Origin of the sequence: Psychrobacter sp. UBA3483 (assembly GCF_002377905.1) — a bacterium.
In the GTDB taxonomy this organism is placed as follows: domain Bacteria; phylum Pseudomonadota; class Gammaproteobacteria; order Pseudomonadales; family Moraxellaceae; genus Psychrobacter.
Genome location: NZ_DFQS01000044.1, coordinates 51,283 through 66,184, shown reverse-complemented (window position 1 = coordinate 66,184; position 14,902 = coordinate 51,283). Strand labels below are relative to the sequence as shown.

11 protein-coding genes are annotated in these 14,902 nt (G+C 43.6%); 10 read left to right on the top strand and 1 reads right to left on the bottom strand.

Going from position 1 to position 14,902, the window contains the following annotated elements; translation table 11 throughout:
• Nucleotides 1-218: 218 nt before the first annotated feature.
• Entirely contained in the window at nt 219-929 is a 711-nt protein-coding gene (locus B2866_RS08005) for a tRNA-(ms[2]io[6]A)-hydroxylase (protein WP_296192540.1), read from the bottom strand.
• A 525-nt stretch (nt 930-1,454) separates the two neighbouring features.
• Between B2866_RS08005 and B2866_RS08000 the strand changes: the two genes are divergently transcribed.
• From B2866_RS08000 to B2866_RS07955, 10 genes are all read left to right on the top strand, one after another.
• A complete protein-coding gene (locus tag B2866_RS08000; protein ID WP_296192539.1) occupies nt 1,455-3,659 on the top strand; it encodes a malate synthase G in 2,205 nt (734 codons plus the stop codon).
• Nucleotides 3,660-4,238: 579 nt separating this feature from the next.
• Nucleotides 4,239-5,267: a porin gene (locus B2866_RS07995; protein WP_296192538.1), complete on the top strand. Its 1,029-nt coding sequence runs from the start codon at nt 4,239-4,241 to the stop codon at nt 5,265-5,267.
• Between the two features lie 227 nt (nt 5,268-5,494).
• A complete protein-coding gene (locus B2866_RS07990) occupies nt 5,495-7,129 on the top strand; it encodes a CTP synthase (protein ID WP_296192534.1) in 1,635 nt (544 codons plus the stop codon).
• Nucleotides 7,130-7,438: 309 nt separating this feature from the next.
• A complete protein-coding gene (kdsA, locus tag B2866_RS07985; RefSeq protein WP_296192532.1) occupies nt 7,439-8,314 on the top strand; it encodes a 3-deoxy-8-phosphooctulonate synthase in 876 nt (291 codons plus the stop codon).
• Between the two features lie 27 nt (nt 8,315-8,341).
• The gene (locus tag B2866_RS07980; RefSeq protein WP_068407125.1) at nt 8,342-8,596 is read left to right on the top strand and encodes a hypothetical protein; all 255 of its coding nucleotides are present in this window, start codon (nt 8,342-8,344) and stop codon (nt 8,594-8,596) included.
• Between the two features lie 272 nt (nt 8,597-8,868).
• Entirely contained in the window at nt 8,869-9,093 is a 225-nt protein-coding gene (locus B2866_RS07975; RefSeq protein ID WP_296192529.1) for a heavy-metal-associated domain-containing protein, read from the top strand.
• A 309-nt stretch (nt 9,094-9,402) separates the two neighbouring features.
• Nucleotides 9,403-11,751, top strand: a complete 2,349-nt coding sequence (locus tag B2866_RS07970) for a heavy metal translocating P-type ATPase (protein ID WP_296192526.1) — start codon at nt 9,403-9,405, stop codon at nt 11,749-11,751.
• Between the two features lie 332 nt (nt 11,752-12,083).
• Nucleotides 12,084-13,400: a phosphopyruvate hydratase gene (eno, locus tag B2866_RS07965; RefSeq protein ID WP_296192523.1), complete on the top strand. Its 1,317-nt coding sequence runs from the start codon at nt 12,084-12,086 to the stop codon at nt 13,398-13,400.
• A gap of 128 nt (nt 13,401-13,528) precedes the next feature.
• A complete protein-coding gene (locus B2866_RS07960) occupies nt 13,529-13,837 on the top strand; it encodes an FtsB family cell division protein (RefSeq protein ID WP_068407112.1) in 309 nt (102 codons plus the stop codon).
• Between the two features lie 116 nt (nt 13,838-13,953).
• Nucleotides 13,954-14,754, top strand: a complete 801-nt coding sequence (locus B2866_RS07955; RefSeq protein WP_296192502.1) for an IspD/TarI family cytidylyltransferase — start codon at nt 13,954-13,956, stop codon at nt 14,752-14,754.
• Nucleotides 14,755-14,902: the final 148 nt, after the last annotated feature.

Below are 14,902 nucleotides of genomic sequence, written 5' to 3'. Positions count from 1 at the left end.
TTTAAAAGGTTTAATCATTAGTGAGGTTTTATACGCTAACGGTTAAACCTTTTTTATTTCAAGTACCCCACTCTCAACTTATTTTTCTAAGGTATTGGTTTACTTGGTTTTTAACATTTCAGTTAAAACAATTAAAATTTTAAATTCTATAAAAATCAAAAGCCTACGATAAGTTGAGATTGGCGTTTCAAGTGAAAATTAATAAGATGCTTAGTTAATTAAGCAGGGTTACCACTATGAAAGCGTAGCTCGCTATCTGGACTTGATATCAGCTCTGCTTCAACTTCTTTAAAAAAGGCGACACGCTCGTCAATACTATCTTCAGCTAGTGATTGTGCTAATGCCAAATAATCTTCAAAATGGCGACTTTCTGACTTAAGTAAGTAGCGATAGTATTTCGCCAATCGTTTATCATTAATGACTTCCGCCAGCGCCGCAAAACGCTCACAAGAGCGCGCCTCGATAAATGCCCCAATAATTAAGACATCTACCATCGCGGCTGGCTCGTAAGTGCGTTTATGCTTGAGCATGCCTTTGGCATAACGTCCAGCGCTCAGATATTTCCATGCTTGCCCGCGCTCATTCATGATGCCGAGCACTTGCTCATAATGCAGCATCTCCTCGCGTATTAATTGTGCCAATTTGCGCTGTAAGTCATAAGAAAACTCATAACGAAAGATTAAATTCATCGCCGTACCAGCCGCTTTTTTTTCGCAGTTGGCATGGTCTTGAATGATTAACGGCAAATCCGCAAGGGCAGCATTGACCCAAGCTTGGGTGGTACGCGCGCCTAAGAATTCATAAATAGGCGATAGGTCTACTTTTAGTGGCGTTCTTAATTGCGCGATGTCGACACTGTCTTCTTGCGTACTGTCTTCATGATGATTTTCTTCGATTAAGGCTGCAAGGTTTTGGGTATTGATAGTCATAGTTTTATCGGATGTCATTAAGATTTATGGAGAAGTGGAATATTGAAAGTATTGATAAAATAGGTCTTTTAGCCGTGAATGTGTTGTATAGCGTCTAGGGTGATTTTTACTCTTATATATTGTCGCTACATAAATAACCATGAGGCATAGGTTGCTGTTGTAATGATTACTTCCCGTTTATGGAAGTAATTGTCTATATAGGTGCAAGCAAAGTATTTATGGTGCTTAAGGCTTATGTCCTATAGGGTATCATTTATAGACAGCCTAAGTATTTACTTGATGAATGGTCTTTCCTTGTTTATTTCATTATTTGATAGTAGGATGAGATTTTGCTTTTAGGATATTTTGTCTTACTATTATTGTCAGTGAATAAATAGCTAATCGATATTATATCAACTAACGATGCTAGCGCAAAAAGTAACGCTTAGCGCCCTAGCATTTGCTCAACACTGCTCTAAATAGTAGCAATATAGATAAGTAGCAATTTAGGATTAACACACTTCACGAACAGATAAGGATAACAATATGAGCCAGTCTTCTAACGCCAATCGTATTCAAAAGGGCATTCTTGCCATCGATAAGCAGATGTTCGATTTTATTGAAAACGAAGTGCTGCCGAAAGTCGGTGTTGATTCAGACAGCTATTGGTCAGGTTTTGAAAAGGTTATTAAAGAATTTACGCCGCGCAATAAAGCGCTGCTCGCGACCCGTGCCAAAATCCAACAACAAATTGACCAGTGGCATCTCGACAATCCTGCCAAAAATGGCGATATTGATTACCCAGCTTATAAAGCGTTTTTACAAGAAATCGGCTACTTATTACCAGAAGGTGATGATTTCAAAGTCAGCACCCAAAACGTCGATGATGAGATTGCCCATATCGCAGGCCCGCAGTTAGTGGTACCAGTCCGTAACGCGCGCTATGCATTGAACGCAACCAACGCGCGTTGGGGCAGCTTGTATGACGCCTTGTACGGCACAGACGTCATCAGCGATGAAAATGGTCAAGAAGCCAAAGGTGGTTATAACCCAACGCGCGGCGCCGCTGTCGTCGCCTATGCCAAAAAATTCTTAGATGAAAACTTTGCATTAGCATCAGGTTCATACACTGATGCAACTGGTTTTAAAGTTGTCGATGGCAAGCTTGAAGTTGTGCAAGGCGATAGCAGCACTGAATTAAAAGATGCCGCTCAGTTTGCAGGCTTTGTCGGTGAGGCTGAAAATCCTACTGGTATTTTGTTAAAAAACAACAACCTACATGCTGAAATCCAAATCGATAGCAGTCATCCAGTTGGTAAAGACGACCCAGCTAACATCAAAGACGTATTACTTGAATCTGCTATCACGGCGATTCAAGATTGCGAAGACTCAATCGCTGCCGTTGATGCCGAAGAAAAAGTAGAAGTGTATCGTAACTGGTTTGGTTTGATGAATGGCGACTTGCAAGAAACTTTTGAAAAAGGCGGCAAAACTCGTACGCGTAAACAGAACCCAGACCGCGAATATACCACGCCAGATGGCGGCGCGCTTATCCTACCAGGTCGCTCGCTACTTTTAATTCGTAACGTTGGTCATTTAATGCAAAACCCGGCTATCTTGGTCGACTTGGGTAACGGTCAAGAAGAGATTTTTGAAGGTTTAATGGATGGTCTGATTACTCCGCTATTGTCTTTAAATGATTTGAAAGGTAAGAACGAGCTATCAAACTCGCGCAAAGGCTCGATGTATATCGTTAAGCCAAAAATGCACAGCCCTGATGAAGTCAAAATGGCGAACGATTTGTTTAACGCCGCTGAAGACTTGTTAGGCTTAGAGCGTAATACCATAAAAATCGGTGTGATGGATGAAGAGCGCCGTATGACGGTTAACCTCAAAGAAGCGATTCGTCAAGCAAAAGAGCGCGTTATCTTTATCAATACGGGTTTCTTAGACCGTACGGGTGATGAGATGCACACCAGTATGAACGCTGGGCCCTTTGTACGTAAAGGCGATATGAAGTCGCAAGCGTGGCAGCCCGCTTATGAGCAGTGGAACGTTGATATCGGTTTAGAGACCGGTCTACAAGGTCACGCTCAAATTGGTAAAGGCATGTGGGCGAAGCCTGATGAGATGAAAGAGATGATGGAAAGCAAAATAGCGCACCCACAAGCGGGCGCTAGCACAGCTTGGGTTCCATCACCAACGGGCGCGACTTTGCACAGCATGCATTACCATGAAGTTAATGTTGCCGATGTACAAGACAGCCTAAAATCCCGTGAGCGTGCCAGCTTAGATGATATCTTGACCATTCCATTAGCCAAAGATACCAACTGGACAGAAGAAGAGAAGCAGCAAGAGCTTGATAATAACGCTCAAGGTATCCTAGGTTATGTTGTGCGCTGGGTAAACCAAGGTGTTGGCTGCTCTAAAGTACCAGATATCAATGATGTAGGTCTAATGGAAGACCGTGCAACCTTACGTATCTCAAGTCAGCATATCGCTAACTGGTTGCATCACGGCGTGGTAAGTGAAGAACAGGTCATGGATACCATGAAGCGCATGGCAAAAGTCGTCGATGAGCAAAATGCGGGCGATAATGGCTATCAGCCAATGGCCAATAACTTCGATAATTCTTACGCCTTTAAAGCTGCCTGCGATTTGGTCTTTAAAGGTCGCGAGCAGCCAAGTGGATACACTGAGCCATTATTGCATCAAGCGCGTTTAGACTTAAAAGCCAATACTCATTGCTAGTTCGCTTTAGTCTTAGTGTTGATGAGTGGCATTGAGCAATAGGTAAGCGCAAGCTGCTATTTTTAAGCGTGACTTTAGGGCCACTTATCACTGTATAAGTGGCTCTTTAAGAGCTGGCATGTGCATGCTTATTTAAAGCAATGTATTTCTACTCTGTTTATTTATAAAAATTACCCCTATTTGCTAATGGCGAGTAGGGGTGTTTTTTATTTTTATCTAAACAATCGTTAAACCTTAGATGAAACATGGGTTTTAGAATTTTTCGTCATGAAAGACTTAAAAATATGTTGCAAATTATGTCAAAGTTGTTATGCTTGTAATCGAAGTATGAGTTTGGTAACGGATGTTACGCAACAGAACGATAAAGACCAGCATTTACATGGCAGTTACGATTCTAACCCCAGTTATGTAAGTCATGGTTTTTTTCATCTTACGGTAATAGCACTTCGCCACACTTGTTTCTGACTAATCTCGGTAGCCAGTTACACATTATATCTTTGAGGATTTGTGACGATACCATTTTGGGCACCGGCTAATAATAGCTCGCTCATTACTAAAATTGTAAAGTGGAGATACCCCATGAAAAAACTACTTTTAGCTACAGCAATCGCTGCCCTATCTGTATCTGCCGCCAACGCAGCACCTACTATCTACGGTAAAGCTTTTTTAGCTGCTGACTATGTTAATGCTGAATTTGATGGTCCTGCTGGCAACATGTATGATGAAGATACAGTAGAAATTAACTCTCATGCTTCACGTATCGGTCTTAAAGGTTCTGAAGCCATGACCGCTAACACTGATGTTATCTATCAGTTAGAGTACGGCACACGCATTGATGGCGATAAAGATGGTTTCACTAACCGTGATACATTCCTTGGTGTTGTCAACAAGCAATTTGGTGAGTTCCGTGTTGGTAAAAACCAATCAAGCCTAGCGCGTATCGATAACGTTGTGGTAAACCAAGGTTACTTTGATAACTTAGGTACTACGAAAAATGAGAATGAAGTTGTCGAAGCGTTAAACATGGCGGATAGTAACCGCATCCCAAGTTCAATCATTTGGACTGCACCAAAATATGATGGTCTACCACTAGAAATCTCTGCAATGTATAGCTCTGATGATGCTAATGGTAATGATAACTCAGGTTTCGGTGTTGCAGCACTATTTGACCAAGGTACTGGCTTTACTGCTGGTCTAGCTTATGACAAAGACCAAAACATCGAAGGTGATATCATCCGTGGTACTGCTACTGTAGATCTAGCTAAATTCATGGCAGCTCCAATCAGATTAGGTGCGTTATATCAAGTAGCTGATTATGATTATGGTACTTCTAAAGAAAAAGGTTTTGTCATCAGTGGTGAGATGCCTCTAACTAACTTTGCTCGTCCAGCGTCTGTCTATGCACAGTACAATAACACCTCTAACCTAAATGGTTTTGATGACGCTGATTCAGATCAAATCGTTGTTGGTGGCAAATACTTCTATAAAGACAACATCATTGCTCATGCCTATGCTGGTATGAACAAAGCTGATAATGTTCCATACTTAACAACTACAGGCGATGCTGAAGTATTCGTACTTGGTACTGGTCTAGAATACAAATTCTAATCTAACCATTAGAATCTGACTCTAAAAAACTCATCCTTCGGGGTGAGTTTTTTTGTTATGCCCTTTTTAAAGCGGCAGTGGCGTATAATAGTCATGCTTATGATAGATATGCACTGATGCAGGCGAAGCGCTAAAAACGGAGTGTTTTAAAGAGTTTGTGCTTTTGCCCTATATTTTGTGGCGTATTTTTAGTAAAATCCTTCTTTACCAATTACCGACAGAGTACTATGACCAAGTTTATATTTGTGACCGGTGGGGTAGTGTCCTCACTAGGAAAAGGTATTACCGCAGCCTCTCTTGCAGCAGTCCTTGAAGCACGTGGCGTGAGCGTGACGATGACCAAAATGGATCCGTATATCAACGTCGATCCAGGCACGATGAGCCCGTTTCAACATGGCGAAGTGTTCGTCACCGAAGATGGCGCCGAGACCGATTTGGATTTAGGCTACTATGAGCGCTTTTTACGCCATTCAAAGATGAGTAAGAGCAATAACTTCACCAGTGGCCGTATCTATCAGAACGTTTTGAATAAAGAGCGCCGCGGTGAATATTTGGGCGGTACGGTACAGGTGATTCCGCATATCACCGATGAAATTAAAAGCAAAATCCTTGCCAGTGGCGAAGGCTACGACATCGCCATTATCGAGATTGGCGGTACCGTTGGTGATATCGAGTCACTTCCCTTCATGGAAGCGGTTCGCCAAATGCAAGTAGAGCTAGGTCGCAATCGCGCCATGCTGATGCATTTAACGCTGGTGCCTTATATCGCCAGTGCGGGCGAAACCAAAACCAAGCCTACTCAGCATTCAGTTAAAGAGCTACGTTCTATCGGTCTGCAGCCAGATATCTTGATCTGCCGCTCTGACCACCATATCTCACAAGACAATCGCCGCAAGATTGCACTATTTACCAACGTCGAAGAGCGTGCGGTGATCATGTGTGAAGATGCGCAAAGTATTTATCAGATTCCGCGTACCCTGCATGAGCAAGATCTTGATGATTTAATCTGTGAGCGTTTTGGTCTTGATGTACCAGAAGCGGATTTAAGCGATTGGGATAAAGTGGTCGAAGCACAGCTCAATCCTGAAGCGACGGTGACGGTCGCAATGGTAGGTAAATATGTTGAATTGCCAGATGCTTATAAGTCTATCAACGAAGCCTTGCTACACGCTGGTATCACTCATAAAGCCGACGTCAAAATTGACTATATCGATGCTGAGCTGTTAGAAACCGATGATGCTTTATTTGCTCGTCTAAACGATGCCGATGCTATTTTAGTACCGGGCGGTTTTGGTGAGCGCGGTACCAATGGCAAAATGAAAGCCATTACTTATGCACGCGAAAACAACGTACCGTATCTGGGCATCTGTCTTGGTATGCAATTGGCTGTGATTGAATATGCGCGTAATGTGTTGCATATCGATGCCAATTCTTCTGAGTTTAATCGTACCGCAGCTGAACCTATCATCGGTTTGATTACCGAGTGGTTAGATGAGCGCGGCGAATTGCAGATTCGTAGCGATGATTCAGACCTCGGTGGCACCATGCGTTTAGGTGCGCAGCAAGCGGAACTGGTGGCTGGTAGTAAGCTTGCCCAAATCTATGGCGCAACCAATATCACTGAGCGTCATCGCCATCGTTATGAGATGAACAATCGTTATATCGAGCCATTAGAGCAAGCAGGTATGACGATATCGGGTTATTCTGCTAAGCAGCATTTGGTTGAGTCGGTTGAGATTCCTAACCATCCTTGGTTTGTCGCCGTACAGTTTCATCCTGAATTTACAAGCTCGCCACGTGGTGGTCATCCACTGTTTAACAGCTTTGTAAAAGCAGCAAGAAACTATAGCGATAATAAATAATCGTCATCGTACAGCTGCTTAATAATGATAAAAAAGACTGATCTTCGGATTGGTCTTTTTTTGGCTTTAATTTAACCTTTTAATAGCCGTTTTTATCAAGATGGTTTTTACCAAGACAGTCTTCTTATTTATTCATCAGTATTATCGATGAAGCGTAATTGGGTGTAATTGAATCTAACTACGCTCAATTACGTCCAATTACGCTTAGATACTTATTTTTATCAGCCTATCGGTTACAATAGGGAAAAACCAGATGAATAATAACTGTTGATAACGACAGTAAATAACAATAATGAGGGTCAGCACTTCATGGAAAATTTATTAACCGCACAATCACATATCAAGCTTAATACGCCAAATGGCAAGACGATTAATATCGGTAACGACCAACCGTTTGTCTTATTCGGTGGTATGAATGTCTTAGAGTCCAAAGAATTGGCGTTCGAGATTGCCGAGCAGTATGTGGATATCTGTCAGCGTTTGGGCATTGGCTATGTTTTTAAAGCCAGCTTTGATAAAGCCAACCGTTCAAGCTTACATTCATATCGCGGGCCGGGTCTAGAGCAGGGTATCGATTGGCTAGGGCAGATTAAAGAAAAATTCCAAGTACCGATTATTACGGATGTGCATGAGCCTTATCAAGCAGCGCCGGTCTCGGAAGTGGCTGATATCATTCAACTGCCTGCTTTTTTATCACGTCAGACTGACTTGGTGCATGCGATGGCAAAAACCGATGCGATTATTAATATTAAAAAAGCGCAGTTTTTGGCGCCGCATGAAATGCGTCATATCGTCAATAAATGCCTTGAGGGCGGTAACGATAAGCTGATTTTGTGCGAGCGCGGTAGTGCTTTTGGTTATAACAATTTGGTCGTCGATATGCTGGGCTTTGATACCATGAAGCAGATGGATATTCCGGTATTTTTTGATGTGACGCACAGTTTGCAGCAGCCGGGAGCGCGTAGTGACAGTGCGGGCGGTCGCCGTGAGCAAATCACCACCCTTGCTCGTGCAGGTATGGCGACAGGTTTGGCAGGTTTGTTTTTAGAGGCGCATCCAAACCCAGAAGTGGCGAAATGCGATGGTCCATGTGCGTTGCGAACCAGCCAGTTAGAGCCGTTTTTACGGCAGCTAAAGCAGATCGATGAGTTGGTCAAAGGCTTTGAGGTATTGGATACGCATTAATGCTATAAACGATAAGGGGATAAGATCATGGCCATTAAAGTTGCACAAGTAAGTATCGAGAATATCGATGATACCGAAGGGTTTGAGAGCGTGATGACGGCGCTAAAAAACATTACCGGTGTCACAGAAATTGAGCTACAGCCTGAAAACAGAATGGCATTTATCCATTATGATGATACCAAAACGACGGTACATGCATTTGTTGCAGCAATTAGCATGGTTGATTACGTGACTCAGCCATTTCCTATCGATGCCCCGCAAAATCCGCGTTACCATGATTAACGTTTAGTGAGTGACTATTTATTGCGGTGTTTTTAACGCTTGATAGTTTCATAAGCCATGTTTATAAAAATTTCGTTTTTATGAAAATACTTGAAGCAACAACACTTTAATAAACTTACAACCAAACGGACTTGTTGTTGGCTTTGTTTCAGCTTATGCTAGTTACATACTGTGTTTATAAGTAAGCGTATAAAGACCATTATAAAAGCAGTTTTTTAAATTATAAAAATATTCATTAATAACAACTCAGTTATAAGAATAAGGAGCCTCTCATGGCAGACCAAACTAGAATCATTAATATCGATGGCATGACTTGTGGTGGTTGTGTGGCAAGTGTTCATACCGCAACTGACGGAATTGACGGCGTAGAGACAATCTCTGTTGATTTGGCTGATAACCTAGCGACAGTTACCTTTGATGACAGTAAGACCAGCATTGAAGCGATTGCCGCTGCTATCGATGATGCAGGCTTTGATGCCACCGTCGCTAACTCTTAAGATTATTTTTATTTATAAAAGAACCAGCTCTGATGGCTGGTTTTTTTAATGACTAAAAAATAATGAGATTGCAATAACTAACGTCTTTTCATTTATACGCCAATAGCTGTTGATGAGTTGCCACCATAGAAAAAGTTGAATTACCGCCAATCATAACCATTTAATAGTTATCCCAGTAAGTTTAGAAAAGGGCGCTTCAAATACGCTTTCGTTTAAAAGTTTTACCAAGTCGCTGAGTTTTTTCGCGTAAACGACTGCCTAAATATCTAAACGCTATCACGCGCTTTAACGCAATAACGAGTTCTCTCTATGAATGACGCTACCAGTACCGCTAACAATGACCCCTATGAAGTTGAGACTGACATTCAGTCAAACACGCCGCTTGCGCCCGAGCGTGCGCACCTGCAACTGGCGATTGAGGGGATGACATGTCAGGCTTGTGCGTCTCGCATCGAGAAAGTTCTTAATAAGAAGCCGGCGGTGTATGAAGTCAACGTCAACTTCGCTGGCGAGACTGCCAATGTCGATTATGATCCAACGCAAACCACACCTGAGCAGGTAACAGAGTGGGTAAATAAAACTGGTTTTGTGGCCAATTTGCAGGCGGCCGATAGTTTGTTTGCGCAAACAGATGAGGATACCGCAACTGAGTATCCATGGCGCTTGATTGCCCTATGGGTGTGTTTGCTACCGTTTTTAGTGGGTATGGCAGGCATGCTGGTTGGACAGGGTATGGCGTGGATGCCGCCGGTTTGGATTCAATTTATCTTAGCGACCATTGTCCAATTTGGGCTGGCATTACCATTTTACAAAAGCGCTTGGGCCTCTATCAAAGGTGGTCTTGCCAATATGGACGTATTGGTGGTCATTGGCACAGTAACTATTTGGGCGTATTCGACCTATCTATGGCTGACCCATGGCGATGGTACGTTAAGCAGCTTATTACAAAGCGGGCATGCAGGCGGACACGGACCAGCCGTTTATTTTGAAGCAGGGGTGATGGTTATTGCTTTTGTGCGTACGGGTAAATATCTTGAGGAACGCACCAAAAAGCACAGCTTAAACAGTATCGATTTATTATTATCTTTAACGCCTGATGAAGTCGAGCAGCAGCAGCCAAATGGCGACTTTCATAATGTCGCGCTACAAGCGGTGCAAGTAGGCGATATCTTGCGTGCTAAGCAAGGCAGCCGCGTGGCGACTGATGGTGTCGTTATCGGCGGTAGTGGTTGGTGCGTTGAGAGTCATTTAACCGGCGAGTCTGTACCGCTTAAAAAAGAAGCAGGTGATATACTGCTAGCAGGGGCGTTGGTCGAAAATGGCAGCTTACTCTATCGCGTCAGTGCAAAGGGTAGCGATACCAAGCTCGGAGATATGGTACAAGCGCTGAGCGATGCACAAGGTTCAAAAGCCAATTTAGCGCGCCTTGCTGATAGAGTGACGGCTATTTTTGTCCCCGTGGTAGTAACGATTGCTTTGGTTACTTTTGGGCTGACGTGGTGGCTAACAGGCATGGTTGATACCGCCTTGATGCATGCAGTGTCGGTGTTGGTTATTGCTTGCCCATGTGCGCTTGGTTTGGCAACGCCAGCGGCTATTATGGCCGGTATGGGCGTCGCCGCGCGTCATGGCGTTTGGTTCAAAGACGCGCAAAGCTTAGAGGCGGCAGGCAATATCGATACCGTGGTACTCGATAAAACCGGTACACTGACTATTGGCAAACCGACTATCGTCGATCAGGTGATGGTGGATAAATCGCTTGCCGTCGATGATGTGCTGCAAATTGCCGCAAGTGTTGAGGCGCACGCCAGCCATCCATTAGCAACGGCATTGATTAATGCGGCTCAAGAGCGTAACTTGCCATTGATGACTGTCACTGATATCAGTGTCATCAAAGGTGCGGGTATACAAGCCAATATCGAAGGCTTAGGTGTGGTAAAAGTTGGTACGGCAGAGTTTGCTAATCTAACCCTGCCAAAACTGATGCCAAAAGTATGGCAAATTGCCAGTACTGTCGCCATTAGTATCAACGATGAGCCGCTAGGCGCGTTTGCCTTAGCTGACGATTTAAAAGACGACACGCCGCAGGCAATTACTGCGCTACAAGATGCGGGTATCAATGTCATTTTGATGAGTGGCGATAAGCAATCGGTCGTTGACCATGTGGCAGGGCAGCTGGGTATTGAGCAAGCGTACGGTAAAATGAGCCCACGTGATAAGGCGAGCCAAATTGCCCTGTTACAAACAGCGGGTCACAAAGTGGCGATGGCAGGCGACGGCGTCAATGATGCGCCAGCAATGGCAACCGCCGATGCCAGCTTTGCGATGTTTGAGGGTACGGATGTCGCCCAGCATAGTGCCTCTGCACGCTTGATGGGTGAGTCGCTGATGCACATCGATGCGGCGCAAAAAATTGCCAATGCAACCGTGCGCAATATCAAGCAAAATTTATTCTTTGCTTTTATTTATAATTGCCTTGGTATTCCGCTTGCCGCTTTTGGTTTTTTAAACCCTATGATTGCCGCGGCTGCGATGGCGCTGAGCTCTATTTCAGTATTGATGAATGCGCTACGTCTGACGCGATTCAAAACCGAGGTTGAGCTAAATAACACTGTCTCTAATACTCATACTGACAGTAAGCGTTTAACAAAAGCATAAATGCCAAACTGCCTGTTATATCGCCGCTGTTAGTAGGGATTAAAACCCTTCTTTGATGGCTGATATTACAGGCTATATTTCATTTTACGGGCGCAAGTTGGGGTAAGATAAGGGAAGTTTGGCGAAATTTATGCTATAATGCCAAGCACGATAGCTGACACTTAAAGTATTAGATAATACCTTTAATAATACATAAAACCAGCCAATTACATGAATAGATGCTGCTGGTTTTGCTATAAGTGCTATACGATATTTTGTTTTACCTTTTTTGTATTGTAGTTGCCGTTATTTATCCCTCAAACTTGGCATGACCATAGGAATTAACAGACATTATGTACGCTGAAGAAACCACCAACGTCGCCGCAATTATAGACATTCGCGCTCGTGAGATTTTAGACTCGCGCGGCAACCCAACGATTGAAGCTGATGTCATCTTAGCTGACGGCACAATTGGCCGTGCTGCTGCCCCAAGTGGCGCCTCAACTGGCTCACGTGAAGCGCTCGAGCTACGTGATGGCGACCAAAGTCGCTACATGGGTAAAGGCGTCAAAAAAGCCGTTGCCAATGTCAATAGCCAGATTCGTAGCGCGCTTATGGACAAAGACGTCACTGAGCAGCAAGCGATTGATGACGCTATGATTGCGCTCGATGGTACAGAAAATAAAGACAACCTTGGCGCTAATGCCATGTTGGCTGTGTCTTTGGCAACAGCAAAAGCGGCTGCCCAGTCACAAAGCCTGCCATTGCATCAGTATATCGCAAACTTGCGCAATCAGACGTCATTGACGATGCCGGTACCGATGATGAACATCTTAAACGGTGGCGAGCACGCGGATAACACGGTTGATATCCAAGAGTTTATGATTGAGCCAGTTGGTTTCACCAGCTTCTCAGAAGCCCTGCGTGCGGGTACAGAGATTTTCCATAGCTTAAAATCTGTCCTAAAATCCCAAGGCCTCAATACTGCGGTCGGTGATGAAGGCGGTTTTGCCCCAAACCTACGTAGCAACGAAGAAGCCATCACTGTTATCATGCAAGCGATTGAACAAGTCGGCTATAAAGCAGGTGATGATATCCATCTAGCTTTGGACTGTGCTGCCAGTGAGTTTTATAAAGATGGTCAATATATCTTGGCAGGCGAGGGTAATAAATCTTTTGATAGCCAAGGTTTTTCAGATTACCTCGTAGGCTTGACGCGTCAATATCCTATTATCTCTATCGAAGACGGTCTTGATGAGTCAGATTGGGATGGCTGGAAATACCTAACTGAACAGATTGGTGATAAAGTTCAGTTGGTTGGCGATGATTTGTTTGTGACCAATCCTGCTATTTTGCAAGAAGGCATTGATAAACATATTGCCAATGCGATTTTGATTAAGTTTAACCAAATTGGTACCTTGTCAGAAACCCTAGATGCGATTTATCTGGCGAAGAAAAATGGCTATGCAACGATTATCTCGCATCGTTCAGGTGAAACTGAAGACAGCACCATTGCTGACTTAGCAGTGGGTACAGCAGCCGGTCAAATCAAAACTGGCTCACTATGCCGCTCAGACCGCGTCGCGAAATACAACCAGCTACTACGTATCGAGCAGCAAGTACGTGCAAGCTACCGTGGCCGTGAAGAGTTTATTGGTTTACGTGGCTAATCAGCTGAGTAGCTGAAAAGTTAGGATTAAAGATAAGCGCTATATTGTCATTCACAGGATGATATAGCGCCTAACTTAATCAAATTTTTTTTAATTATTATCCCTCTATCATTTGGCGTTAATACTTTATGAAATACTTTAGCCAATTTATCTTACTTGCTTTAGCGGTCGCTGTACTGTTAGGGCTGCAATACCAGTATTGGCTGGGTGAAAACGGTCAATTTGAGCATCATAAATTATTGACCCAGATTGAAGAGCAACAACGTTTAAATGACAATCAAGTAGCGGCAAATAACTTGCTGCGTACGGACGTTCATGATTTAAAGACCGGTCTTGAAGCGGTAGAAGAACATGCACGTTTAGATTTAGGCTTGATTAAGCCTAATGAAACCTTTGTACAAGTATCAACGGCGCCAACAACGCATAGCCGTTATTGATTTTAACTACGTCAAGATAAACGATTATCTATAGTTTGTTCCGTTTATATGTAAAGTATGATTTTCTTTAACCCTCCCTGCTATTCAATCCCGTCATATCATCATGGAATCTGACCATGAATATTAATCAAACCCACTCTATGAATCCCACACCTAAAATACATGCTATGATCGTCGCTGCTGGTCGCGGTAGTCGTTTTGGTGCCTCTGTTGCTAAGCAATATACCATGCTACAAGGGCAGACCTTGTTACAGCATAGCGTGGCGCGGCTTGCACGTAGTCGTTATATTAATCAATGCTTATTGGTGATTGCAAAAGATGATGATACCGCGCAGACGCTTGATTTTGCATTGCCTATTGAATATACGAGCGGTGGAGCAGAGCGTTGGCAATCCGTGCAAGCAGGGGTAGAGGCCATACGCCAGTCAGGTGCTGAGGATTCAGACTTGGTGCTTATCCATGATGCCGCGCGTCCAGCGGTGCCTCAACAAGACATTAATAAAGTGATTGAAGCGGCGCTGTGCGAGCCTTATGGCGCCATTTTAGCGACCCCAGTTGCCGATACTCTAAAACAATCCTATACAGCGTCCTATGAGCACGCTAGTACGGATACTGAAGCTATTGCTAGTATTGATAGCGCTAAAGCTCAGCAGCATTCTTATATCATACGTACACTTGAGCGTAGCAATATGTGGCAAGCGCAAACGCCGCAAGTTTTTCGCTTAGGTCAGCTGCGAGAAGTGTTGGACTACATTGAAAAGCATGACCTTACTATCACCGATGAAGCAAGCGCGTTTGAGTGCTTAGAGCTGCCAATTCGCTTGGTCGTTGGCAATCGACAAAACATTAAACTCACTTATCCTGACGACGCTATTTTGCTTAGCGCGATTCTCAACGCCCAGTCCCAACGGTCTTAAAAATTAGACGGCCTCATCTGCATTTATTATTTTCTTTTCTGCTAAGTATTTTTCTATAAAGCTTTATGTTCTCAGTATTCCAATTGAGCGCCTTTTCTGTCACTGCGTCTGCCTTTTATCTTTTCGTTTCTAATACTTCTAAATCAAC

Coding starts and splice junctions, on each gene's coding strand:
- B2866_RS08005 (WP_296192540.1), bottom strand. CDS start 929: ATGACTATCAATACCCAAAACCTTGCAGCCTTAATCGAAGAAAATCAT.
- B2866_RS08000 (WP_296192539.1), top strand. CDS start 1,455: ATGAGCCAGTCTTCTAACGCCAATCGTATTCAAAAGGGCATTCTTGCC.
- B2866_RS07995 (WP_296192538.1), top strand. CDS start 4,239: ATGAAAAAACTACTTTTAGCTACAGCAATCGCTGCCCTATCTGTATCT.
- B2866_RS07990 (WP_296192534.1), top strand. CDS start 5,495: ATGACCAAGTTTATATTTGTGACCGGTGGGGTAGTGTCCTCACTAGGA.
- kdsA (WP_296192532.1), top strand. CDS start 7,439: ATGGAAAATTTATTAACCGCACAATCACATATCAAGCTTAATACGCCA.
- B2866_RS07980 (WP_068407125.1), top strand. CDS start 8,342: ATGGCCATTAAAGTTGCACAAGTAAGTATCGAGAATATCGATGATACC.
- B2866_RS07975 (WP_296192529.1), top strand. CDS start 8,869: ATGGCAGACCAAACTAGAATCATTAATATCGATGGCATGACTTGTGGT.
- B2866_RS07970 (WP_296192526.1), top strand. CDS start 9,403: ATGAATGACGCTACCAGTACCGCTAACAATGACCCCTATGAAGTTGAG.
- eno (WP_296192523.1), top strand. CDS start 12,084: ATGTACGCTGAAGAAACCACCAACGTCGCCGCAATTATAGACATTCGC.
- B2866_RS07960 (WP_068407112.1), top strand. CDS start 13,529: ATGAAATACTTTAGCCAATTTATCTTACTTGCTTTAGCGGTCGCTGTA.
- B2866_RS07955 (WP_296192502.1), top strand. CDS start 13,954: ATGAATATTAATCAAACCCACTCTATGAATCCCACACCTAAAATACAT.